At 36.3% G+C, this 22,793-nt stretch carries 20 protein-coding genes and 1 pseudogene; 4 read left to right on the top strand and 17 right to left on the bottom strand.

Annotated elements, in window-relative coordinates; translation table 11 throughout:
* Positions 1–120 precede the first annotated feature (120 nt).
* The 6 genes and pseudogenes from UABHE_RS15430 to UABHE_RS15405 all read right to left on the bottom strand — a co-directional run bounded on the left by UABHE_RS15430 (position 121) and on the right by UABHE_RS15405 (position 3,731).
* Entirely contained in the window at positions 121–585 is a 465-nt protein-coding gene (locus UABHE_RS15430; RefSeq protein WP_372371231.1) for a phage tail protein, read from the bottom strand.
* Positions 586–764: 179 nt separating this feature from the next.
* Positions 765–935: pseudogene (locus UABHE_RS15425) on the bottom strand (DUF6760 family protein); the annotation flags it as partial.
* 23 nt (positions 936–958) lie between these two features.
* The gene (locus tag UABHE_RS15420) at positions 959–1,324 is read right to left on the bottom strand and encodes a phage tail assembly protein (RefSeq protein ID WP_372371230.1); all 366 of its coding nucleotides are present in this window, start codon (positions 1,322–1,324) and stop codon (positions 959–961) included.
* Positions 1,325–1,429: 105 nt separating this feature from the next.
* Positions 1,430–1,741, bottom strand: coding sequence for a hypothetical protein (locus UABHE_RS15415; RefSeq protein ID WP_372371229.1), 312 nt, complete (start codon positions 1,739–1,741; stop codon positions 1,430–1,432).
* A 10-nt stretch (positions 1,742–1,751) separates the two neighbouring features.
* Positions 1,752–2,195: a phage tail protein gene (locus UABHE_RS15410; RefSeq protein ID WP_372371228.1), complete on the bottom strand. Its 444-nt coding sequence runs from the start codon at positions 2,193–2,195 to the stop codon at positions 1,752–1,754.
* 18 nt (positions 2,196–2,213) lie between these two features.
* Positions 2,214–3,731 carry a phage tail sheath family protein gene (locus UABHE_RS15405; protein WP_372371227.1) on the bottom strand — a complete coding sequence of 506 codons (1,518 nt, stop codon included), beginning with the start codon at positions 3,729–3,731 and terminating at the stop codon, positions 2,214–2,216.
* Between UABHE_RS15405 and UABHE_RS15400 the strand changes: the two genes are divergently transcribed.
* A complete protein-coding gene (locus UABHE_RS15400) occupies positions 3,725–3,907 on the top strand; it encodes a hypothetical protein (RefSeq protein WP_372371226.1) in 183 nt (60 codons plus the stop codon). The genes UABHE_RS15405 and UABHE_RS15400 overlap by 7 nt on opposite strands.
* A 399-nt stretch (positions 3,908–4,306) precedes the next feature.
* Positions 4,307–5,143, top strand: a complete 837-nt coding sequence (locus UABHE_RS15395) for an SDR family NAD(P)-dependent oxidoreductase (protein WP_372371225.1) — start codon at positions 4,307–4,309, stop codon at positions 5,141–5,143.
* Positions 5,144–5,649: 506 nt separating this feature from the next.
* On the opposite strand, the gene UABHE_RS15390 is transcribed toward UABHE_RS15395, so the two are convergent.
* From UABHE_RS15390 to UABHE_RS15340, 11 genes are all read right to left on the bottom strand, one after another.
* Entirely contained in the window at positions 5,650–5,925 is a 276-nt protein-coding gene (locus UABHE_RS15390) for a hypothetical protein (RefSeq protein ID WP_372371224.1), read from the bottom strand.
* Between the two features lie 383 nt (positions 5,926–6,308).
* A complete protein-coding gene (locus UABHE_RS15385; protein WP_372371223.1) occupies positions 6,309–8,414 on the bottom strand; it encodes a hypothetical protein in 2,106 nt (701 codons plus the stop codon).
* Positions 8,395–9,144 (bottom strand): glycosyltransferase, encoded by a 750-nt coding sequence (locus tag UABHE_RS15380; RefSeq protein WP_372371222.1) that lies wholly within the window; start codon positions 9,142–9,144, stop codon positions 8,395–8,397. The genes UABHE_RS15385 and UABHE_RS15380 overlap by 20 nt, the downstream gene beginning before the upstream one ends.
* The gene (locus UABHE_RS15375; RefSeq protein ID WP_372371221.1) at positions 9,113–9,868 is read right to left on the bottom strand and encodes a methyltransferase domain-containing protein; all 756 of its coding nucleotides are present in this window, start codon (positions 9,866–9,868) and stop codon (positions 9,113–9,115) included. The genes UABHE_RS15380 and UABHE_RS15375 overlap by 32 nt, the downstream gene beginning before the upstream one ends.
* A gap of 183 nt (positions 9,869–10,051) precedes the next feature.
* The gene (locus UABHE_RS15370) at positions 10,052–10,423 is read right to left on the bottom strand and encodes a DoxX family protein (protein WP_372371220.1); all 372 of its coding nucleotides are present in this window, start codon (positions 10,421–10,423) and stop codon (positions 10,052–10,054) included.
* Positions 10,424–10,432: 9 nt separating this feature from the next.
* A complete protein-coding gene (locus UABHE_RS15365) occupies positions 10,433–10,735 on the bottom strand; it encodes a 2Fe-2S iron-sulfur cluster-binding protein (RefSeq protein ID WP_372371219.1) in 303 nt (100 codons plus the stop codon).
* A 230-nt stretch (positions 10,736–10,965) separates the two neighbouring features.
* Positions 10,966–11,628 (bottom strand): nitroreductase family protein, encoded by a 663-nt coding sequence (locus UABHE_RS15360; protein WP_372371218.1) that lies wholly within the window; start codon positions 11,626–11,628, stop codon positions 10,966–10,968.
* A 10-nt stretch (positions 11,629–11,638) separates the two neighbouring features.
* Positions 11,639–12,265, bottom strand: a complete 627-nt coding sequence (gene prfH, locus UABHE_RS15355) for a peptide chain release factor H (RefSeq protein ID WP_372371217.1) — start codon at positions 12,263–12,265, stop codon at positions 11,639–11,641.
* 17 nt (positions 12,266–12,282) lie between these two features.
* Positions 12,283–13,986, bottom strand: coding sequence for a GspE/PulE family protein (locus UABHE_RS15350; protein WP_372371216.1), 1,704 nt, complete (start codon positions 13,984–13,986; stop codon positions 12,283–12,285).
* Positions 13,987–14,158: 172 nt separating this feature from the next.
* Positions 14,159–16,285: a type II secretion system secretin GspD gene (gene gspD, locus UABHE_RS15345; protein WP_372371215.1), complete on the bottom strand. Its 2,127-nt coding sequence runs from the start codon at positions 16,283–16,285 to the stop codon at positions 14,159–14,161.
* Between the two features lie 175 nt (positions 16,286–16,460).
* Positions 16,461–18,476 carry a secretin N-terminal domain-containing protein gene (locus tag UABHE_RS15340; RefSeq protein WP_372371214.1) on the bottom strand — a complete coding sequence of 672 codons (2,016 nt, stop codon included), beginning with the start codon at positions 18,474–18,476 and terminating at the stop codon, positions 16,461–16,463.
* Between the two features lie 219 nt (positions 18,477–18,695).
* Here UABHE_RS15340 and UABHE_RS15335 point away from each other — a divergent pair, with 219 nt between their 5' ends.
* Positions 18,696–21,791, top strand: coding sequence for a UvrD-helicase domain-containing protein (locus UABHE_RS15335; protein ID WP_372371213.1), 3,096 nt, complete (start codon positions 18,696–18,698; stop codon positions 21,789–21,791).
* A gap of 128 nt (positions 21,792–21,919) precedes the next feature.
* On the top strand, positions 21,920–22,783 hold the full coding sequence (locus UABHE_RS15330; protein ID WP_372371212.1) for an NDP-sugar synthase: 864 nt from the start codon (positions 21,920–21,922) through the stop codon (positions 22,781–22,783).
* Positions 22,784–22,793: the final 10 nt, after the last annotated feature.

Here is a 22,793-nt window from a genome sequence, read left to right as displayed (position 1 = left end):
ATTCAACACTATGTATTTTCTTTTGTCGCGACCAAACGCATAGTTGTAATTCTGTAACTGGCGAGTAACTTCAAAAACGAAAATCCAAACTAAAGATTGATAATCAACCAGAGTATTAGATTACAGAATTTGTTCAAAACCATGATGGTGCATAGTGATCTCTTCGATCATGATTTCTCCCTCAGATGCATTCAGGTCACTTATAGACCACTTAGTAGGAAAAGCATCCTTAAAACTCCATGTTTTTGTGGGGATAGGTATAGGTCCAGGAATATTTTCAATCAAGTGCACAATAACATCTGCACGCTCAGTTGTTCCTTCTGCAACATCTTGAAGCCAGTTAAAAAAGGGAATCAAACCAAGTCCTCGCTTTAAAGTCAGCTCATTATAACTTACTCCTGTAGCTATAACATAAGGAAAAGGGCAACCACCTTCTTTTATTGTCTCTGTTTCAATAGATGCCTCTAGTCCTGATACTTCCGCAAATCCCGCGAGAGGTAAATTATTTATCTCAACCATAAAGCGGTGATTCATAAATAGTAAATCGGGAGTCGATCCAAAAGCTGCGTTGCGAATGTCTACCATAATGAGTTCCTTGTTTTAATATAAAAACAAACATACTAAGGGGAGTGTTTCCATTTAGATTTTTGCAAAATTCGAGTTATTTTAAGTAATAGTAAGGTACTTTAAAAGTAAATAGTATTACTTGAAAAATAATAAAGCGAGTGCCCAAAAGTTTCATTATGAAAAAGAGGCAACACATTCTACTTTATACTAAAAATACTTTTGCTGCTTTGTTTCTTTTCACCACTATTTAGTTTGTCATTAATACTATTAATTTGTTGGCACCACTTTTGTCTCTCTTTGTGCTCCATACTCATAATCGTTTTATGTTCCCAGTGAAAATGGTATGCTACAAATGCTATCTCTTCATAGAGACGCTCTAAAGGATAGCGAACTACTCCCCCAAAGAGGGAACATCTACCTTAATTTTAGCACTGCAGTTAGGGCATTTAGTACGAAATGTATCTTCGCCATGTTCATTTAGACGATTATATAAATCTTGTAGATAGGTAAAATCTTTTGTAAATAAATTTTCAATAACATTTGTATTTATCACATCAACAGTTCCTAACTCCACGATGACTCTAGAGAGAAGTACTATTGGCAAATAAGATGGATTTGTTTTTACTTTTGCATTTTTATTTGGAAAAATTTCGTCTGCTGCTGTTGCTAGTCTAATGACGCCGTTTTTATGAACAACTCCTTCATTATCAACATAGCCCATAGGTAACGAAAATTCAAATTGCGTAGCAATGTCCATATCTAAAAGCTTTCATAAACAGCATGCACTCAAATTATTTGAAAATACAACACAAGTAGTCTAGATGCCTAAAGCGTACATATATTATGTACGCTTTAGATCAATTTAATCTTCTGAATTATCATCAACATCGTTGATTTTGCTGTATATTTTCTGTAAGTAATTAAAATCTTTAGTAAATAAGTTCTCTATTGTTCTCGGTGTTATCATTTTAAGAGACCCAAGTTTTATAACTACTCTAGAAAGTATAATTATACTCAAATAAGATGGATTTTGTTGAACACGCGGATCGCGCATCGGTAAAACTTCATCTGCTGCTGTAGCAAGTCTCATCTTGCCGTGCTTGTGTAGATTTCCATCTTCATCAACATACCCTAAAGGTAATTCAAAATCGTGCTCAATTTGTAAAACAGTCATTTATAAATTCCTATGTTACGCGTTTAACACCCTCATGTTGAATTGTAACAGTTTCAGGTATTGGCTCGTCATTTGTCGCATCGAGTGCTCCGTATTCAACCTTTGAAGGCCAACAATTAACGACTTCCCAAGAAGGACCGTCATTGCCTTCCTCATCAACAACAGTAATCGACATATTTTTACGATTAGGAATCGCTCCTGTTTGTACCACAGAATTGTGCCACTCCCAAAGCTCCATGCTACTAAACAAACCTTTTTCCAAGGTAATCTCTGTGGCACCTGTTATACCTGCTAATTTACTAGAAACGGTGTTACCACCTTCGCGATACTCTTTCACTTGGGTTTCAGGACTTGGAATAGAAATTGTTTTGAAAGATGCAATTCCAATACCATCAATGTCAACGCGGAAACGATACCCAAGATATGGATCGAGATCTGGTCTTCTATCTGCCATAGTGAATTACTCCTTCATCTATGATTGTGGGGATTTTTGAGTAACGGTAAATATGACGAATTCTGCTGGTTTAACAGGAGCAATTCCTATATCAATGTGTAGTTCACCAGCATCAATACTAGATTGAGGGTTATTTTCCTCATCGACTTTAACATAAAAAGCCTGATCTTCTGTGTCACCAACTAAAGCACCACTTCGCCAGACATTAGAGAGGTAAGCGCTTACATTTCGTTTTACTTTACCCCACAACAATTTGTCATTTGGTTCAAAAACTACCCACTGTGTTGCTCTAGCAATAGAAACTCTCACCATAATAAACAAGCGGCGAATGTTAACGTATTTCCACTCTGGATCTGCAGATAATGTATTTGCACCCCATACGCAGTCACCAGCACCGGTGATGCTACGAAGAACATTTATATTACGCGGATGTAGAAAATCTTGTTCGCCTTTTGACGTACTGCGCTCCATGCCAACAATAGTTTTTAAGGCTCCAACGCCAATACCCGCAGGTGCTTTGTGCACACCACGTTTATTATCTGTATATGCATAGATACCCGCTATATGTCCAGAAGGTGGAACTAATTTCTTACGACCTGTTGCAGGATCACTAATGTAAACCCAAGGGTAATAAAGCGATCCATAAGAAGAAGCAAGACCTTTTTCACCTTTGTATTTACCAGTACCACTTTTAAAATCTTTTACGTCCGTAGGTTCTAAAGCGCGCGGTGGATCAGCAATAAAAAAAGCGTCTTGACGTAGTTGACAGTAAGCTATTGCTTTGATAATAACAGCACGATCTCCTGGGCGATCAGGAATACAAAGAAGAAGTATTTCATCGATAGGATCTAGGTACTTTAAAGCATTTGTAAACGGTTTAGGACTATCCAGGTCACCGTCTAAACCATTTTCCAATTTAAGTTCTTCGTTTGTTGGACGCTTAAAATCACCAGTTACTTCAACGCGAATGAAAGACGAACCACCTTCTCCGCTTTCAGGAACATTAGCTTGGTCCATGAATTTTTGAATATCAACATCAACATATTCTTCTTTTACTTCGCGCGGATCATTTCCATCGTATTCGTTAGTAAAACCGTCCGCTTCTTGGTATAAAACTGTTACGCTAAAGTGTGTTTCAGGATTCGCATCAAGAGGATCAGAGATTCGTACTGTTACACGATTCCCCCATTCACCCGTCGAATTAGCAGCAATCTTCATACTACTTGCTGCTTCTCCTTCTCCAGCGCTAACAGTCTTAGAAGCTTCTTTTGCGTTGTCAGCACCTACTCGAATAACAAAACAGCTACCACCACCTTCTTGGAAAAAAGAATATACTCCGTAAGCAAGTCTCCCGCCTGGAATAAAATTACCAAAGGTCGTAACAAACTGCGTCCAATTTGTAATAAGCATTGGTTTGTTTGTTGGTCCTTTTTCCGCGATTCCGATGAAGGCACCTGTCGAAGTACTTGCGCTCAAAATAGGTTTTGAACCGCTCGAAACTTCTTTCATATATATACCTGGCGATTGATATGCCATGGGGGTCTCCTCAAAATAATTGTAAATATAGTATTGCTAATGATTCTAATTTTGCTACGAAATTATTTTTTGCAATAGGTCGCTCAAAGCAATTAAGTGTTTTAAAATTAATAGGAAGTAACGCAATTACAAAAATAAATAAAAATCCCAAATATCTAAAAAACATCAAGAACTAAGATTGTAGAGCAAGAAATGTTGGTTTGAGAAAAAGCAAAACTTAAAGTATTTCATTTTTTATAATTTTATATTAATATTCTACTTTTGTAAATAGAAAAAATGCGCAACACATTTATACAAAGATTAGAATTTGTACGACTTAAAGATAGATTATTCTTCATTTCAGACAAGAAAACTCGAATTCTAAATAAACAAATAACTGCAAACCTCTCAAATTAAATCGTACTAAATTCTAAGTACATCGCCTAGTGAAACGCTTTAGAAGAGTTCAAAACGATTTTTCTAATAGCACAAGCAGTGTTTTTGTAGTATGGTAAAAAATATAAAAATATAAAAATATAATCTCAATATCGTAATTGAGCAACTGCAAGATACAAAACCTAAACAAAGAGGGATAAATGTACTTTAAAGATAAAGTAGCGATTATCACAGGTGCTGCATCAGGCATCGGATATGCAATCGCTAAGCAAATGGCAAAAGAGCAAGCAACAATTATTATAGCTGATATCAATTTTTCACAAGCGCAACAAGCAGCAGAAAACATCAATAAAAATAATGGCGGAAAAGCTTTCCCATATGAAGTTGATGTTCGCGATTCAGATGCAGTTGAAAAACTAGTAGAAAACACTATAGAACAACACCATCGTCTAGACTATATGTTTAACAATGCTGGAATTGCGATAATGGGCGAAATGATGGAGATGACATTAGAACAGTGGGATCGCCTATTTGATATTAATGTTCGTGGAGTTATTTATGGCACACATGCTGCGTGTAATGTTATGAAAAAGCAAGGATACGGACATATTGTAAACACCGCGTCACTAGCAGGTATTATTCCCTCACCTAACCTGGGGGCTTATTCGGGAACTAAACACGCTGTACTCGGAATATGCAAATCGCTGCGAATCGAAGCAAGGGCATTTGGAGTTAAAGTTAGTGCAATTTGTCCAGGGGTTATCGACACGCCAATGGTAACAGATTCAGAAATTATCAATGAAGATAAGCTTGTGGCATCTAGAGAAGAAATTCGCGAAAATATACAACTGAAACCTTACTCCGTAGAAAAAGCTGCGCGCAAAATTGTAAAAGGAGTAAAAAAGAATAAGGCTATTATCCTTATTACTGGTCATGCACACATCTTGTCGCGCATGTACCGCTTTTTTCCAAAGCTGTCAGAAATGTTAGGACACTCGTATCACAAACGAGAAAAGAATATACTTGCAAAAAAGTAAATTCTTATTAGATTTCCCTCAGAAATAACTTCATGAAACTTAATGCTCTTACTGGAACAAGGAACAGGATCTAAGCCAAACATATGAAATATGCGTTTTAGAACTGCCAAGTCTTTGTGCAAGAGAAGAACAGCAAAATAAAGAGAGTTCTTATCACCAACTTCAGGAACTTTCTTTGTTTTGTTGATGGCATTAAATTTAATTTTAAAAAAGAATATGTTTTAAATCTGCATCATTTCAATTGTAGAGTGTAATAAAAAGAAATCATTTCATTGTCCAAACCTATTTTTATCCACTACAAATCAAAAACTTTTTTGCCTACTTCTGTTAACTTAAAATTATGCTTTCGCGTTGCCAAATCAATCGTTTTTTGTAAAAATTTCCTTCTTTCAACTCTTCTTTTTTCTTGCTTAGCAAGAAAAAAGAAGAGGAAAAAACTTTATAAATTGCGCTATACGAGAACGAGATGAGTTGTTTGGCGATGATCCATGAGGAAGTAAATGGTTTCAAAAAACACAGCTACCTTCACGCATCGTAATTCTTTCGGCAAGAGAAGAAACGCGAGATTCAAAAGGGAAATAATATGCTGATTTTTGGTAAGACTCATCTAGAAAAGAAAAATGCTTGGGGTGGTGGTGGGGGGGGCCTGGTGCGCGCGTGGAGCCGCCGTCTTCTTCCTTGTTCTCGGAGGGGTTTAGACCTCCTTGAACATGGACATGGTACATAGTATTTGTAACTTGATTAGTTTCAGTAACAAAGTTTTTTGGAGTTTGATAACTCAAAGAGGCTAATTTTTCTTCGCATGTATTTTAATTATTATTCCATAAGAATGGATTAAGATCAAGATGAACCCCTTTTATTAATATCAATGTCTATAGAAGACAATTAATTGTCTTCTATAGACGTACGACAATCTGGACAAAAATAATCTGGGCAAGCGAATAGAAAACTCAACATACAAAGCCCAAATAACAATGCAACAATCCAATTAGGCCAAAAATAAAAACCTGCCGAATAAAAAGCGTAAAAACACATAAAGTACAATAAAAAACTTATGCCATAGAGAAAAATTCCTGCTATGCCAAATGTGATAACCTCACCTTTGTAATTACACGATCGACATTCAATGTATGGCTTATAAATCCTCAATAGTATTCCTATAAATTTAAACATGTTTAACTTCACTATTCATGTTTCCGCAACCCATGAGAATAAACAACAAAGAAAAAAGCAAACCAACAACACTAATCCATTTTCCGTAGTGATAGCTTTTTGGCGAAAAAGAAAACTCTATCTCGCTATTTTGTTTATCGACAACACATCCTAAAAAATCTCCATATACACGCACAGTAGTGAGTGATTTATCTCCACTTTTCACCATCCATCCTGAATGGAATCTCTCGGAAAAAACTACAAGTTGTTTTCCCAGAACTTGTAAAGACATTTTTACATAACCAGGTTTTTCGTCGACAATTTTTATTTTTCCTATAGGGTGTTCTTTTTCTAGAGTTAGCGAATCATTTACGATAGCTGTAGTACTTATGTCTATATTATTTAAGTCTTTTTCAATATCTGTAGAGACAGCAGTGTTTGTAACTAGGCGTACGCGAGGCTGAGCTTTGCTTAACGAAACACTTTTTTGCCATCGTGGAATATACTCCGTAGAAACTCCTGCTATTTTTTTGTAAATTGCCAATTTAGGATCGACACTAAATTTAGGGCGCAGTCCTGTATAGCCATTAAAACAACGTAGCCCTTGGGCTGCCCACAAGTTAGCATTTCCTCTTATGTCCCAACGGTAAAGTTGTGTATCAACATTAACATCTCTTTTAAAATCATTAAATGATCTTGTTGGAAGAACTTGGATATAGCTAATACTACATAGACCTAATTCAAAAGCGGTAAAAACAACAAGTAAAGCTATACAATTCGTCGACACTTTTAGTGTGCTTAGTAGTAATAACAACGAGATCAACATGAAAAGAGGTCCCATGAGTATGGAGGTTCCATATTCAGCATTGTGTGGTAGTTGTAACGCCCACATTGCAATCCCTGTGCTAATGAATAGCATGAGAAACATTGGCCACAGCTTTGCAAAGGAGATGTGCTCATCTGTACTAGCGAAACGTACAAAATCGACAAGAGAAATCCCTGCTAGCACTGCCATACACAAATGAGTTACGGAAACATAACGCACAGGGTATTTAAATTTACTAATAATAGGAAGAGAAGATACAATTAAATTTTTGCCCATCGCCATCATAAGAGAAAGTATCATGAGACATGTAAAAATCTTTATGGCTTTTTTTTGCGACGCCGAAAAGTGTTTGTATCTAAGGAATAACCACGAAATAAGAAGTAAAGTACTGCTACCGCAATACAGGGCAAATTCGTGGCCATTACTGTAAAAATCGTATGCATGGCGCACCACCATCCCTTCTGGTAATAATGGTGTAAATGGAGCAAAAAACAAACTCAAATCACTCCATCGTATCGAACCAATTGTCGCGTAAGATGCGACGGCATCACTGCGAAATGACTGCGAAAAGGCATCCCACGTAGGAAGGAGCTGTACTCCTCCTACTGCAACAGCTAACATTTTGGCTATAAACACCCACAATAAGCATTTCTTACTTGATTTTGGCAGCAACCACAAGACGTACACTAATTCACTAAACAAGGAAAACGACATACTTTGAGGATGACCAAGTAAAATCTGCGAAGATGTCAGAACAATAATCCCGGTTAAGGCATATCGCGTATTTTTGGCAGAAGATCTATTTAAAGCAATATCTATACAAAGTAGTAACCAAGGAATATGCGCAATGACAGCCACAGAGTTAATATGAATAATATGCATCAAATTGTAGCCACTAAATGTAAAAATAAGCGCAGTAAAAACAGCTCCATATCTTTCTAATTGCCACCTTTTCGCAAGAAAATACGTTCCAAAAAACATCAAAGGGTAGTGAATAAACAACTCAACATTAAAGGCAACGCTCAAAGGCAAAGAGTAATACAAGAACAAGTGTAGAGGGTGATACATTCCCACCTGACCTTCTCCGTGTATATAATAACCGCAAAAAATGTTCGAAAACCACAGAAAGCTATCTCCAGAAACTAAGCAATCTTGGTAAAACATTCGCATAGGTATATGAAAATTAATCAAATCATTGAGAATATACGTTTTTGCTTGTAACGCTGGAAATATCAAAACAAGAAAGACCGCACCTGCGGCCCCCCAGGTTATATTAGTTAGTGTTTTTGTCATATTTTTTTACTCTATAGTGCCAAAAAAGTCTTAATAATTCAATCGGGGCAAAAAGAAAATCTTTGAAAGTTAATTTGCTTTCTCCCTGGTGAGTCCACTGACTCAAAGGATGTTCGTAAAAAAAGTGTTTATTTTTAGATATTGGTTTTGCGCGAAAAATAAGTTCGATGTCAAAAAACCATTTAGAAAAAAAACTCTGTGAAAAAATTTCCTCAGCAACATCTATTGCAAAAATTTTAGCTCCGCACTGAGTGTCATAAACAGGCATGTTTAAAGTAAGACTGGTAAAGGTTGCAAATACTCGACTAAGATAATGTCTATAACCAACACGGTCTATATTAGCTCCTAACCTCTTAATTCGCGTTCCTAAAACAAATCGTGGTGCGTTTTGTTGTAGTAAAATACCAACAAAATTATGTATTTCTTCAAGTGGTGTCGCAAGGTCAGCGTCCCAAAAACCAACAAAAGAAAACTTATTTTTTGCAAGAATATGACAAACTCCTGCACGAACAGCCTCCGCTTTTCCTTTGTTCATAGGTAGATCTAAAACAAAAGTTTTTTCAGGATATGAATGATTTACTGCTGATAAAATTTGTAATGTTCCATCACTACTGCCATCATTGACAAAACACAAACAAATATGAGAATTTTTTTCTAAAAAGCGAGAAAATGCTTGTTGCTTAAATCGTTTCGCTTCATTATAACAAGGAATTACTATCGCGGTTTGCATAAGTAAAAATTCCTATAACTGATGTTCCAAACAGAGGATTTCCACCAAACAAGGCTTCTATCTTTCCCAAAGAATACAAGGCTTTATTAAGTAAAAAATGGCTTTCTTGTAAATCAGTAGATTTTTTTTGCTTGGCAAAAGGCGCTAATATTTTACGTATGAAAAAAGCTGGTAAAAATATATGCCCAAAAGCATAAGTCAGCATTAACGGCTCTAAGCCCACTTGCGAAGCTAAATTTCGCAATGTTTTTTTAGTGTATCGTCTCTTGTGAAACAACAATTCATCATGATACGACCACAAACATTCAAAAGCTGGTACAGTAATGAGAACGAGCGAATCTTTTTTTAAATATCGCAACCAATTCTGCAAATGCTCAACATCATTGTCCAAGTGTTCAAGAACATCCATAGCAAGAAGTAAATCAAAAGACTCTTGCGAGGAATTTTCAAGTGTTTTCACAAAAAGATCATTTGTTTTTCGCCATGAAAAAGTTGGTGGATCTATAAATCCGGGGTCAAAACCAACAACGCGCTCTATATTACCAGACACTCGCTCTTTAGTTCGTAAAAAAGCTAAATTCTGACATGTTCCACACCCAACTTCTAAAATAGATTGCCTTTTTTTACTAAGTAATTTTATTGCGCGTTCGATGTAACAAAATCTCGTCTTTGTCCACCAATGTTCCTGTTCGTTTACAAGTTGATTGCTTTCGATTAAATCCATAATAAATATTAATCCAAATAAGGAAAACAAGAGTTGATAAAAATAAATCTAAAAATATTTTAAAAATAGTTGACAATCTCATTATTTGGTTGTAGACTATTAATGAAAATAAACTCTGACCTCCCCTATGCTCTAATAAGTAAAGCTACTTATTAGAGTTTTTTTATGCCCACCTGAAAATATTTAGTCTTTCCGTGTGTACCAATATGCCCAAAGAACAAGCACTACTTGGATCACTAATCTCAAATATAAAAAAAACAAGCTAAATTGTGGATACAACTGCGGATTCATTGCCATATGAATATTTGCTGGCGACACAGCAACAAGAAGAATAACAAGTCCCCATCCTGCAATCGCTTGATATCTTTTCGTTATAAGTAACGCACCAAGCGCAATTTCGATAACACCACTTACATACACAAGTGCAACATGCCATGGTAAATATGGTGGCACAATTTTTACAAAAAATGCAGTGTTGGTAAAATGCGAGATACCTGCCATAATAAAAAATAATCCATAAACAAACTTTAGCACTAATTTAACTTTAGCTAACATATTTCACTCCTAATCTTGAAATTCTGGAGGAAGTGGAATCCCGTCATAAGTAATTTCTAACTTTTCAGAGATCGGGTATGATTGACAAGTTAATATATAACCTGTATTGATTTCTTCCTCGCTTAATCCTGTTTTTATTTCTAAGTCAACGTTGCCAGATATTAGTTTAGCTTTACAATCGGTACAAAATCCCGAGCGGCAAGAATGAGGTATGTTATAGCCGTTTTCCAATAAAACATCTAAAATCGATTCTTCGTCTGGAACAGTTACATTGTATTTAATTTTGTCTATCGTAAATGTTAATTCGTTCAATGGCTTCTCCTGGTATTCTAAAAAGTTAGGGTCTGTCATTAATGCTATTCAGTTAAGGCTAAGTTATTCCCATTTAGCTGAATAACATTCGGGTCTGTCATCATTCATTATTTTTTGGAGCCCGCTTCCGAGCCCGATCCCCAAGTTTTACTTGAGCAAGAATGACAAAATTAGAGAATTATTTTAAAATCAAGATGTTCGCGATCGAAATTGTTCAACTAAACATATAATCACAGAAAAGTTGCTGTTGTTGAGAGATTTTTTTTGTCAATATTGGGAACTTGGGCGTTTTGCTGAGGGTAACCAACGACTAAAACTAGGTAAGGACGTTCATTGTTGGGGCGATTCAAAATTTTATTTAGAAAATTCATTGGACTTGGCGTGTGAGTCAGAGAAACTAAACCCGCGTGGTGGAGTGCTGTAATTAAAATTCCAGTAGCAATTCCTACCGACTCTTGCACATAGTAATTTTTTCTTTTGTTGCCTTCTTCGTCTTTGGCGTAACTTTCCGCAAAGATAACTACCAAGTAAGGCGCTATCTCTAAAAAAGGCTTACTAGCATCTGTGCCCAAAGGAGCTAATGCAGAAAGCCAATCATCAGGAGCACGTTTTTCGTAAAATTCGCGCTCTTCTTTTTCAGCAGCAATGCGAATCTGTTGCTTTATTTCGCTACTTTCAACAACAACAAAATGCCAAGGTTGTAAATTGGCGCCGTTTGGCGCTGTTCCTGCTGCGAGTATACAGTTTTCTATTATTTCTCGCGGTACTTGGCGATCAGAAAAATCGCGAACAGTGCGTCTCTTTTGTACTTCTTGGTAAAATGCACGTGATCGTTCAATCATATTTTCCTGGGAATATTCAGTAAATTTTAGTGGGACAAAATCATAAGACATTTTTATCTCTCTATTTTTCGCGGCGTAAACGAAATTGCTTTCCTTGGTAAACGCGTAGAGCATTTCCTCTTTCTAAAGCTTGATGTTGTTGCCACATCTCGTTCTTTTTTCCTTGAGTATTTTGACGATTAACATCTTCTATTTTGTGTTTCAATCGTACAAGTGCTAACTTATTATTCATTGATTGAGAACGTTGCTCACTTGCCGTAGCAACAACACCGGTAGGCACGTGAGTAACGCGTACAGCTGTTTCTACTTTATTGCGGTGTTGCCCTCCAGGCCCTGATGCACGAAATACATCTGTCTTTATTTCACTTTTTTCGAATAATATGTTTTCATTCGCCGCGTGAAAATGCACGTCAATAAACCAATTTTTTCGCTTATGGTTAGGACGAAATGGGCTCGTTCCAATCCATTTGATCGTACCTTGCCACGAATCTATAAAACTCGTGAGATTTTTACTGCTACTAAGAAATAACGCTATGGACTTTGCCGTTTGTGGGTGCTCTCCAGGTACTAGATGTATATCTGCGACAAGGAAGTCTAGACTTAACGCTTCTTTTTGTAATTCTTCGACTACTTTGACAACAACCCAGCAACATTCTGCAGGAGCAGATATTCCCGCAGAAACTTGCACAATATAATCCACCACGCCTAGAACAAATCCATTTGAGTTACACGTAGTACTTCATCTATCGTTGTCAAACCCATAGCTGCTTTTGCTGCTCCATCCATTCTCAAAGTACGCAAACCGCGTTCAACACACTCTTGTTTGATGTCACTAGCGCTTGCTCGTTCTACAATTTTCGCTTTGATTTTCTCGGTAATTGGCAAAACTTCGTATACTCCACAACGTCCTTTATATCCGCTTCCCATACACTGTTCGCAACCTTTGCCTTTCCACAAAACTCCTTGCGGCAAATCGCAGAAATCTATACCTACAGATTTTAATTTGGCTTCTGTTGGTTTATATTCGGTCTTGCAATCATCGCAGATCTTACGCATGAGTCTCTGAGCCATAGCACATACAAGAGATGAGGAAACCATATATGGCTCGATGCCTATATCTAAAAGTCGGGTAATCGTACTAGTTGAGTCGTTGGTATGTATAGTCGAAAGAACTAAGTGCCCTGTTTGTGCTGCCTGAATCGCAATACGCCCTGTTTCTTCGTCGCGAATTTCCCCAATCATAATAACATCAGGGTCTTGACGTAAAAGAGTCTTTAATGTTTTTGCGAAGGTCAAACCTTTCTTTACTGCTACTTGCGTTTGGCTAATTCCTCGCATTTGATATTCAACCGGATTTTCCACGGTCACAATATTTTTTTCGACAGCATTTAAACCTGCTAAACAAGCGTAAAGTGTTGTTGATTTACCACTACCTGTTGGACCTGTAACAAGTATAATACCGTGGTTGTAGTTGATAAAGTGATTCAGTACCTTCAAATCGCGTTCGTCAAGACCTATATCATCTAAGCGAAAAACCTTATTAGATTTGTCAAGTATACGCATTACCACACGTTCACCAGAAACAACAGGTAGAGAAGAAATACGTAAGTCAACCTCTTTAGTTCCCATAACAATAGATGAACGCCCATCTTGAGGCAAACGCTTTTCCGCGATATCCATACGGCCCATTACTTTAATTCTACTAGTCACAGCATCTTGGTAACGTTTAGGGATACTTTGTACATCATATAAAATACCATCGATACGATAGCGAACTTGCAATTTTTCTTCATAAGGCTGCAAATGAATATCACTTACTTTTTTACGCAGCGCTTGTAGTAAGATATTGTTTACCGTACGAATAACAGGAGGCTTATTTTGAGATTCAGCTACATCAAAACGCTCTTCAAATTCTCCAATACCGTCAAGATCAAAATCTTCTTCCATTTCATCAACACCGCCACTATCGGACATATGTTGCTGATAAGCTTGATTTATAAGGGCTAGAATTTCCGTGCGTGGAGCTAATACAATCTCAACTTCACTATCAAGTAGACTAGCAAGTTCATCTAAAGGGTATGTTAACAGAGGTGTACAAGTTGCGATATAGTAAAAACCATGCTTTTCTTCTATCGCAATCAAACTTGAGTTACGCGAGAAATTGATCGGTACTTTGTCGCAAAAACTTTTAGGTACTTTAATTTTCTCTAGTTTTTCAAGAATCTCATAACCCAAATATTCACTCATAGCTTGTAATAACGGCATTTCAGGAATATAACGGTGTTGAACCAGGCACTGGTCTAATGTAAGATTTTCTTCTTCTGTCAACTTAATAACCTCATCGACCTTGGCCTCATCAATCAATTCTTTTTCCACAAAGATGGACATTAAATCTTTTAAGTTCTGCATGCTTTCTCCTCTCACGCGCTCTAGGGCGTGTCCCTATACAAAATATAAAATAAAAGGCGAACCGCTATACTCTCCGCAGCTCGCCTATCAATTAAGTTACCAGTTGGTTACTTAGTGTGTTCTATTTATTTTTCTGTATTAGGGCGCGTTAACACGCCCTAACTACTCAATGTTATTTATTATCTGTATTATCTGTATTATTTGAGTTAGGACTTTGATATTCGAGCATATACAGTGGTTCTGGTTCTTCTTCCGACAAGCCGTATTTTTGTTGATAACGAGCAAAAGAAGGATCAATGAGACTCATATCTACACCAAATTTACTTGTTTCCATTTTTTTCTCATGAGAGAATTTTTTGAAATCTTCAAAGTTTTCATCTCTTAAAATACGCGGAGTTACAAACAAGTATATATTTTGTTTATTATGTGTCACAATACGCGTTTGGAATAAGAAACCAATCAGTGGTAAATCACCAAGTAGAGGTACCTTTTCAACACTAATTGTGCGAGAGTCAAATGTCAATCCACCAATAGCAACAGTATGTCCATCAGGAATTGTTACTGATGTAACGATTTCGCGAGAAGTTTTTGCCTGAACACCACCGACAGCTGCAGAAGCGCGATCAAATGCCTCAATTGTTTGACTAAGATCTAAACGCAAATAGTTTTTTTCTCCACTGATGTGTGGTGTTACAAGTAACGTTGTCCCGGCTTCTTGGAATTCACCAAACGTCTCGCGAACTCCTCCACCATCATCTACGTTGTTTACAACAGAAGGTTGGGCATCTGCTACTTTTAATTGTGCTTGTTGATTGTCATTTGTTACTACACTTGGTAATGACACAACTTTTGTGTCAACTTGTGTTTGTATAGCATTTAGTAGTATAGGTAATGTAAATAGGTCGTCATAATTTGCAAAGAATGTTCCAGAACGTTGAAACGGATCGCGAAAAGGAAGAGAAGGCAATTTACCAAATTTTTGTGCTGTAATTGCTTGATTTCCATTAATAGGGACCGCAGTATTTCCGTTTACAGCAACTAAGTTTGTAAAACCAAAGTTAGTACCACCTCCAAGAGTCGCTTGGCCATCTTCTGCATTTTCGGCAAAAAACAATTCAATTCCAAGACCAAGTATGTCTTGAGGACTTACTTCTACAATCGCAGCTTCTATTTGTACCTGAGGTCTTCTCACATCTACTTGGCGAATAATGCTTAAAATTTCATTCCACTCACGCGGAGAAGATCTAACGATTAAAGCATTGTTTTGTGTGTCTACTTCAATAGCAGGTTTATTATCTTTGTCGTCACCACCAGAAGAGACTTTTGATCCTGCTGGCCGCGCTCCACTTTGCCCACTAAAACCACCTTCTTCAACAAGCTTCGCCAATGTTTCTTGCAAGATAGCGGCGTCAGCGTGTTTTAAGCGAATATAATGGAAGTTTGATGGTTCTTGGTTAAGCTGTTGGTCTAATTCTTCAATAATGAGTGCTAATTTCTCCATGCGACCAGGGTACGCTTGTACAATAAGGGCACCAAGACGTGGGTCAGCTACAATTTTTACATCATCTAAGTTTGGACCTAAACCAATTCCTGACGAACGAGTTTGCTTTTCAGTGAGTTCATTTAAAGTATCTACAAGAGCTGTTGCATCTGCATACTGCATCTTAAATATACGTAATACTTTTTCTGGTCCTGGTCTATCCATGATTTGGATTACATCGTAAATACGCTTAACGTTTGGAGCGAAGTCGGTGATCAAAATAGTATTTGAACCTTCAATACCCGCAAGGTTACCCCCCTGAGGATTAACAATGCGTAGAGCACGTAAAGTAGTTTGAACTTCGCGAGCAGATATATACTTTAGTTTAATAACCATGGTAATAAAGAAATCTTTATCTTGATATTTTCTCAGCTCGGTCTCATCGAATATTGTGACTGTTGGTGTCCATGGACCTTGGATATTGCGTTTTATTTTGATAATTTCATTTTCGCCCTTGCCGATGGTTTCAAGAATATAACCATTGTATTCCATTACGGAAAGAAAGATTTTGTATAATAGTTCTTTTGATACCGGTTTTGAGGAAACTAAGTAGATTTTTTTGGTTTTTACTGACTGGTCGTAAATAATAAAACTTCTACCTGTTACTTCTCCCACGGTTTTGATAAACAGTTCGAGTTCATCATCTACAAAGTTGATATTATATTCATCTTCATTTTGCGCTGTCAAAACCGATGCGAAAGACAGCATGAATATAATGCACACAACTTTTATGGTTTCAACAAAGTTTTTGTTATTCATAATTTAAGGTCCCATGTAAATAATCTTAGAGATGTAGAGTGACTTACAAAACAGTGATATTCGTTTTGAAGTACGAATTATGTCTTTTACATTATATAAACTTCTATTCCTTTTAAAAACAATAATAAATATTTTTGGTTGGTCACTTATATGGCATAGAACAGACGTATCAATGTTACTTTTTATTTGGACTTTGGTATTCAAGCATATATCTCGGCTCTGGTTCTTCTTCTGTAAGCCCATATTTTTTTTGATAGCGTTTAAAAGATTCGTCAATTAATTCCATGTCAACACCAAACTTACTCGTTTCCAGCTTTACTTCGTGGGACATCTTTTTATAATCTTCAAAGCCTTCATCGTCCAGAATTTTAGCTGTAACAAATAGAAAGACATTTTGGCGTTGATGAGTAACAACACGTGTTTGGAATAAAAAGCCGATAAGAGGCAAATCTCCAAGTAAAGGAATTTTTTCAACAGTCATCACATTGCGATCAAATTCTAATCCACCAACAGCAACAGTATGTCCGCTCGGAATGCTAATTGTCGAAACAATTTGTCGCGCTGTTTTTGCTTGTACACCACCTGTAGCCAAAGATGCTTGGTCAAAAGCTTCCACCGTTTGACTAATATCAAGATGTAGATAGTTTTTCTCACTACTAATATGAGGAGTTACAAGTAATGTTGTCCCTGCCTCTTGGAAATCACCAAAAGAATCAATGAAAGCCCCCGAATCATCTATCTTTGTCGCCAAAGAAGGTTGTGAATTTGCTACTTTTATTTGCGCAACACTATTATCATTGACAACAACACTTGGAAGCGACACAACGCGAACATCTGTTTGGGTTTGAATGGCATTCAGTAAAAGAGGTAAAGTAAATAAATCATCGTAATTCGCAAAAAAAGTTCCCGAACGTTGAAAAGGATCGCGTGAAGGAACAAGGGGAAGTTTTCCAAACTTCTGTGCGGTAAGTGCCTGATTCGGATTGATAGGAACAGCAGTGTTACCATTAACAGCAACAAGATTGGTAAAACCAAAGTTTGATCCCCCACCAATTGTCGTTTTACCATCCTCTGAATTTTCAGCATAAAAAAGTTCAATACCTAATCCTAGTAAATCACTAGGGCTCACTTCTACCAAAGCGGCTTTCACTTGCACTTGTGGACTACGCACATCTGCAGCTTTTATAATTGCTGATATTTGCGACCACATCTTTTCATCTGACTGTACGATAAGAGCATTATTTTGTGTGTCCGTTTCAATCGCAACAGAGGTTTCGTCATTTTTTTCTTGCTCTACTAACTTTGCTAAAGTTTCTTGTAATACTTGGGCATCAATATTTTTAATGCGTACGTAATGAAATGCGGATGGTTCCTTTATTACCTGAGAATCCAAGTTTTTAATAAGTGCAACAAGTTGCTTTACTTTAGCAGGATAAGCTTTGATTATAATAGAGTTTGATCGTGGATCGGCGGCTAGCTTTGCCTGATCTAGTTGAGGTGCTATTCGCGAATTCGTTCTTTTGTTTCCAGAAGTAAGTTCGCTCAACTGAGTTGCTACTTCTTGGGCATTGTTATTTTTTAAACGAACTACACGTAACTCTTTGCTCGCACCAGGCTGATCCAGTAGTTGAATCACATCATAAACTCGTTTAACATTTGGCGCAAAATCAGTAATTAAAATTGTATTTGAACTGTTAATACCTCCCAGATTTCCTCCTCTAGGATTTATTATACGTAGAGCGCGTAGCGAAGTTTGTACTTCGCGAGCCGAAATATGCTTTAATTCTATAACCATAGTTAAGAAAATATCTTGGTCTTGGTACTTTTGTAGTTCTTCTTTAGTAAATACCGTTGTCGTCGGTATAGAAGTTCCAGAGGTTGCTCGACGAATCTTGAGTATCTGAGAATCTCCTTGCCCTACACTCTGTACGATATAACCATTGAATTCCATTACCGATAGAAAAAAACTATACAAAGTCTCTTTGGTAATTGCTTGTGTGGATGCAATATTAATTTTTTTGTTTTTTAAATCTTTACTATAAATAATAATTTCACGACCAGTAATTTTGCTAACTTTTTGCAAAAACGAATCAAGGCTCTCGTTTTCAAACTTAACCTGATATTTGTCCTCTTGTGCTGCAATAGCAACAGAAAATAGAGTAAAAAAGAAAATTATAATAAGTTGCTTCATTGATATTTCCCGTTTTGTATTAGGGCACTTAGGGCGTATTGATGCGCCCTAATAAAAATCGACATTCTTATACAAAAGACGTGTGACTTTTCTAAAAGTTTAGTATACTTAAAATCCACTGCCAAATTGGTATTGGCACTGTCCATTATAATTACCAAATAACTTTTTTACCAGAGATTCCATATTTTTAATATACCTTTGTAGAGATTTTTTTTTACTATGGATCAACATGCGCGGGAACTTATACAACATGATTTAGACACTACTTATTTAGTCGAAGCAGGAGCTGGAACAGGAAAAACAACCTTATTAGTCGGACGCATTCTTAATTTAATTTGTAGTGGCCGTGCAACATTAGTTCAAATTGTGGCTATTACTTTCACAGAAAAAGCAGCAGAAGAATTAAAAACACGCATAAAAAAACAACTCCTACTTCTTTTAGAAACAGAAAAAAACACTCAAGTTCTACAAAGAATTCGCACTGCTTATTTGGATATTGAAAAGTCGAATATCAACACCATTCATGGATTTTGCGCCTCTGTATTAAAACAATATGCTATCGAAGCAGGACTCTCACCCGAATTTTCAGTTGTAGACCCAGGAGCTTTCAACAAATTTATCCACAGCCAGTGGCAATTATGGTTACAAGAACAAATAGAACAGCGAAATGAGTGCTTGTACTCTTTATTATTACTAGGTATATCTTTTGAAAAACTGGAAAAAATTGTACAGTTATTAATTCACGAACGTAGTGTTTGCCATTTGGAAAAAGTAAATGTCGACTTAGAACAATTTAGAAAAACATTAGTTGATGCTATCTACACCTTGAAAACTTATAAAAAACACTGTACAAATAAAGAAGATAAAGGCTATCTTGCCATCGAAGCTCTTTGTCGCAATCATAGTTTCTTACAAGAGAAATCATTACAACAATTTATGTATCATGTTGCTCACGGCATAGAAATCAAATCAGGTGGCAACCAAAAAAACTGGGAGCCACCACAAGTTTTAAAAGAAGTAAAAGAGCAACTTAAAGAGCTTAAAGGCATTTGCCAAACAACAACAGCCAACCACAATCATAATCTTGTATGTGATACCTTATTGTGGCTAGAGAATTTCTTCAATATTGTGCAGCAAAAAAAACAGTCGCAGGCTATACTCGATTTTGACGATTTACTCTACTACGTAAAAACATTACTACAAAAAAATAATGATATTCGTCAGCAGTGCCAAGAAAATTTTCGCTATTTACTTGTAGATGAATTTCAAGATACTAACGATTTACAGGTTGAAATTTTATTTCTACTTGCCAGTAGCGATGAACAAGTCAACAATTGGCAACAAGCAAATCTTTTACCTGGCAAACTTTTTATGGTAGGAGATCCCAAACAATCGATTTACCGTTTTCGTGGTGCAGATATAGAAATATACGAAACAGTAAAAGAAATTCTTGGGCAACAAAATTGCCTTTTTATTACGCGAAATTTCCGTTCTACTCATGGCATCATTCACTGGTGCAATCAAGTATTCTCTCGTCTGATCACAAAACCAGTTGATGGAAAATATCAACCCCAATACACCCCTCTCGATCCAAGCCGCGAAGGGACACAAATCAACAATCCTATCACGCTTATTTCTTACGATTTAGGTAGCCAAAAAGCTATAGAACAAGAAGCAAAATGTATAGCAGAAGCAATCCATCGTATAACAAGAGAAGAATGGACCGTATACAAAGACAAAGAAGCATCTCCCTGCTCTTACAAGGACATTGCCATTTTGTTTCGCCGATACACCTATGTAAATCTATTCGAGCAAGTATTATCAAGTTCAGACATTCCTTACCAAGTAATAGGAGGAAAATCTTCTTCTAGCCGCATAGAAATTCATAGTTTAATTTCTCTTATAAAATCTCTATTAGATCCTCTCGACAAAGTATCCCTTATTGCAGCACTTCGCTCCCCTATTTTCTGCGTTAGTGACTACGAAATACTTGAATACAGCGAATGTGAACTCAGTTATCTCGCTACTCCACAAAAACAGGAAGGTCGCTTAACAGGCATAATGATATTGCTTCGCGAATTTCATCTACTTCTTGCAACAATACCTGGATATCAGTGGCTACAACAACTTTACCATAAAACTCATATATTACTTACATTTGCATCTATGCAGCAAAAAAATCAGTATATAAAATCATTAACAAAGATACTCCACTTTGTAAAAATAAAATCAATAACCTCTTTCGTAGAATGGAAAGATTTTGTTCTATGGTTAAGCGAACTAGAGAGTATAGATAATGAGTCTGAAATAGAAGAAAACGCCATAAGTATATTTAGTATTCATCGTTCAAAGGGCCTAGAATTTCCGATTGTTATTCTTGCAGATGTAGCAGCAAACATTCGTGAACTCCCTAGTATTATACGCGACAAAACAAACGAATCTATTTCCATACGTCTACAAAAAGGCTTATTAGAAACAAACAACTATCAATCGGCATCTGAAAAAGAAAAGAGAAGGTTACTTGCCGAAGAAAAAAGACTATTGTATGTTGCAGCAACAAGAGCGCGAGATTACTTAATGATACCCGTTTCTGATAAAAAACAGGGTTTTTTAAATTTTCTAGAAAATGATATTTCTTCTGCTTCTACAAATATACATGTAGACACATTTCACTCGATAACAAAGGATATTGCACTTACATCAATGGCCCCAACAAAAATTCAACACCTAGACCCTATATCAGAGAGTAAATGGTTTTCTCATCGACAACGGTTTGTATCTTCGCAGAAAAAAAATACTCGAAGTCACCACAAGATAATCAATACTCAAATGGATAAACAACTAATGGCTATGGAATTACAGGATTTACTGTTTCTTTCATATACAAATAGAGATTTTCAATTTCTACAAAAAAAAATCCAATCTTTTCATTATATAAAAACTTTTCACTTAGAAAAAATATTAATACTCTTGAAAAATTTAGACAAAAGAATAGAATTATGCACAAAAAAATACCAAAACCTCCCTTTTGTGTTAAATTTCGAAAACTATTTGGTAAAGGGAAATATTGATATTGCCTTTCAAGAAAACGATGGTTTTGTTATGATGGATTTTTGCTTAAATAAAAAGAAAGACGATGATTACTATTTAGACCTGGGAACTATTTATGCATTTGCAGTGTCTGAACTATTACACTGTATGTTAAAAGAAGTGGTTTTTTACTTTATCGAAGAAGAAACCCACTACACAATCAAAAGCTTTCATTTTGAAAACATAAAAAATATTTTAAATCGCGTAGATCATAATCATCGTTGAAAAATAGAGAGTTTATAAGAATGTGTCGACGTTTCTCTTGGCAAAACCCGAGTGTCGACACCCTAGTTTGAGTTTTATTTTGCTTTCCTTGCAAATAAACCCTATAAACGTACAATCTGGAGGTTTGGATGTCTCTTACTTTAGTAGTCTTAGCCGCAGGCATGGGCAGTCGATATGGCGGATTAAAACAGTTACAAGCAGTGGGAAACCACGGCGAAATACTGATGGACTACTCTTTTTTCGACGCTGTGCGGGCAGGTTTCGACAAAATAGTATGTGTCATCCGTAAAGATATTGAAAAAGATTTTCATAATTTAGTAACAAAAAAATGGGAAAAGCACATAGAGATATGTCACGTTTTTCAAGACGAACATCATAAGCAATATAACAGTCGTTATGCACGAATAAAACCATGGGGAACTGGCCACGCTGTTCTATGCGCACGGGAAAAAGTAAATTCTCCTTTTGTAGTAATCAACGCTGATGACTTTTATGGCGCTTCTTCATATAAATTAATAGCTGAGTTTTTAAAGAAAAATCTGCATTCTTTTGCAATGGTAGCTTTTCAGTTAGGAAAGACCTTGTCTAAACACGGTAGTGTTTCACGTGGAGTATGCACTACGCAAAATAATATTTTATCAAAAATAGAGGAGCATACTGCTATTCTCTTGGCAGATGTGCAAAATTCTGGTCCTTTGCGTTACGAAACGCCAGTTTCAATGAACTTTTGGGGATTTCCACCAGATATTTTCGATTACATAGATACATTATTTTCTACGTTTCTAACAAAAATGAAAGACCCTCAAAAAGATGAATTTTACATTCCATCAGTTGTTAATCATTTTATTCTCGAAAAAAAAGCAGATGTAAAAGTTTTATTTTCTCAAGAGCAGTGGTTAGGTATTACTTATCCTCAAGATTTGACACATGTACAGCAACAAATACAACAATTAATTTCCAACGAAATATTTCCAAGTCCATTACTACAATAGCAGGTGTTTT

This window comes from Candidatus Uabimicrobium helgolandensis, assembly GCF_041508025.1.
Taxonomy (GTDB): Bacteria; Planctomycetota; Uabimicrobiia; order Uabimicrobiales; family Uabimicrobiaceae; genus Uabimicrobium; species Uabimicrobium helgolandensis.
Note: the sequence above shows the minus strand (reverse complement) of the source record. Positions and strands in the feature narration are given on the sequence as shown.

What these genes read in the sequence shown, in the direction of transcription:
- UABHE_RS15430 (WP_372371231.1), bottom strand. Translation starts at nt 585, where the DNA reads ATGGTAGACATTCGCAACGCAGCTTTTGGATCGACTCCCGATTTACTA.
- UABHE_RS15420 (WP_372371230.1), bottom strand. Translation starts at nt 1,324, where the DNA reads ATGGACATTGCTACGCAATTTGAATTTTCGTTACCTATGGGCTATGTT.
- UABHE_RS15415 (WP_372371229.1), bottom strand. Translation starts at nt 1,741, where the DNA reads ATGACTGTTTTACAAATTGAGCACGATTTTGAATTACCTTTAGGGTAT.
- UABHE_RS15410 (WP_372371228.1), bottom strand. Translation starts at nt 2,195, where the DNA reads ATGGCAGATAGAAGACCAGATCTCGATCCATATCTTGGGTATCGTTTC.
- UABHE_RS15400 (WP_372371226.1), top strand. Translation starts at nt 3,725, where the DNA reads ATGCCATGGGGGTCTCCTCAAAATAATTGTAAATATAGTATTGCTAAT.
- UABHE_RS15405 (WP_372371227.1), bottom strand. Translation starts at nt 3,731, where the DNA reads ATGGCATATCAATCGCCAGGTATATATATGAAAGAAGTTTCGAGCGGT.
- UABHE_RS15395 (WP_372371225.1), top strand. Translation starts at nt 4,307, where the DNA reads ATGTACTTTAAAGATAAAGTAGCGATTATCACAGGTGCTGCATCAGGC.
- UABHE_RS15385 (WP_372371223.1), bottom strand. Translation starts at nt 8,414, where the DNA reads ATGACAAAAACACTAACTAATATAACCTGGGGGGCCGCAGGTGCGGTC.
- UABHE_RS15380 (WP_372371222.1), bottom strand. Translation starts at nt 9,144, where the DNA reads ATGCAAACCGCGATAGTAATTCCTTGTTATAATGAAGCGAAACGATTT.
- UABHE_RS15375 (WP_372371221.1), bottom strand. Translation starts at nt 9,868, where the DNA reads ATGGATTTAATCGAAAGCAATCAACTTGTAAACGAACAGGAACATTGG.
- UABHE_RS15370 (WP_372371220.1), bottom strand. Translation starts at nt 10,423, where the DNA reads ATGTTAGCTAAAGTTAAATTAGTGCTAAAGTTTGTTTATGGATTATTT.
- UABHE_RS15360 (WP_372371218.1), bottom strand. Translation starts at nt 11,628, where the DNA reads ATGTCTTATGATTTTGTCCCACTAAAATTTACTGAATATTCCCAGGAA.
- UABHE_RS15350 (WP_372371216.1), bottom strand. Translation starts at nt 13,986, where the DNA reads ATGCAGAACTTAAAAGATTTAATGTCCATCTTTGTGGAAAAAGAATTG.
- gspD (WP_372371215.1), bottom strand. Translation starts at nt 16,285, where the DNA reads ATGAATAACAAAAACTTTGTTGAAACCATAAAAGTTGTGTGCATTATA.
- UABHE_RS15340 (WP_372371214.1), bottom strand. Translation starts at nt 18,476, where the DNA reads ATGAAGCAACTTATTATAATTTTCTTTTTTACTCTATTTTCTGTTGCT.
- UABHE_RS15335 (WP_372371213.1), top strand. Translation starts at nt 18,696, where the DNA reads ATGGATCAACATGCGCGGGAACTTATACAACATGATTTAGACACTACT.
- UABHE_RS15330 (WP_372371212.1), top strand. Translation starts at nt 21,920, where the DNA reads ATGTCTCTTACTTTAGTAGTCTTAGCCGCAGGCATGGGCAGTCGATAT.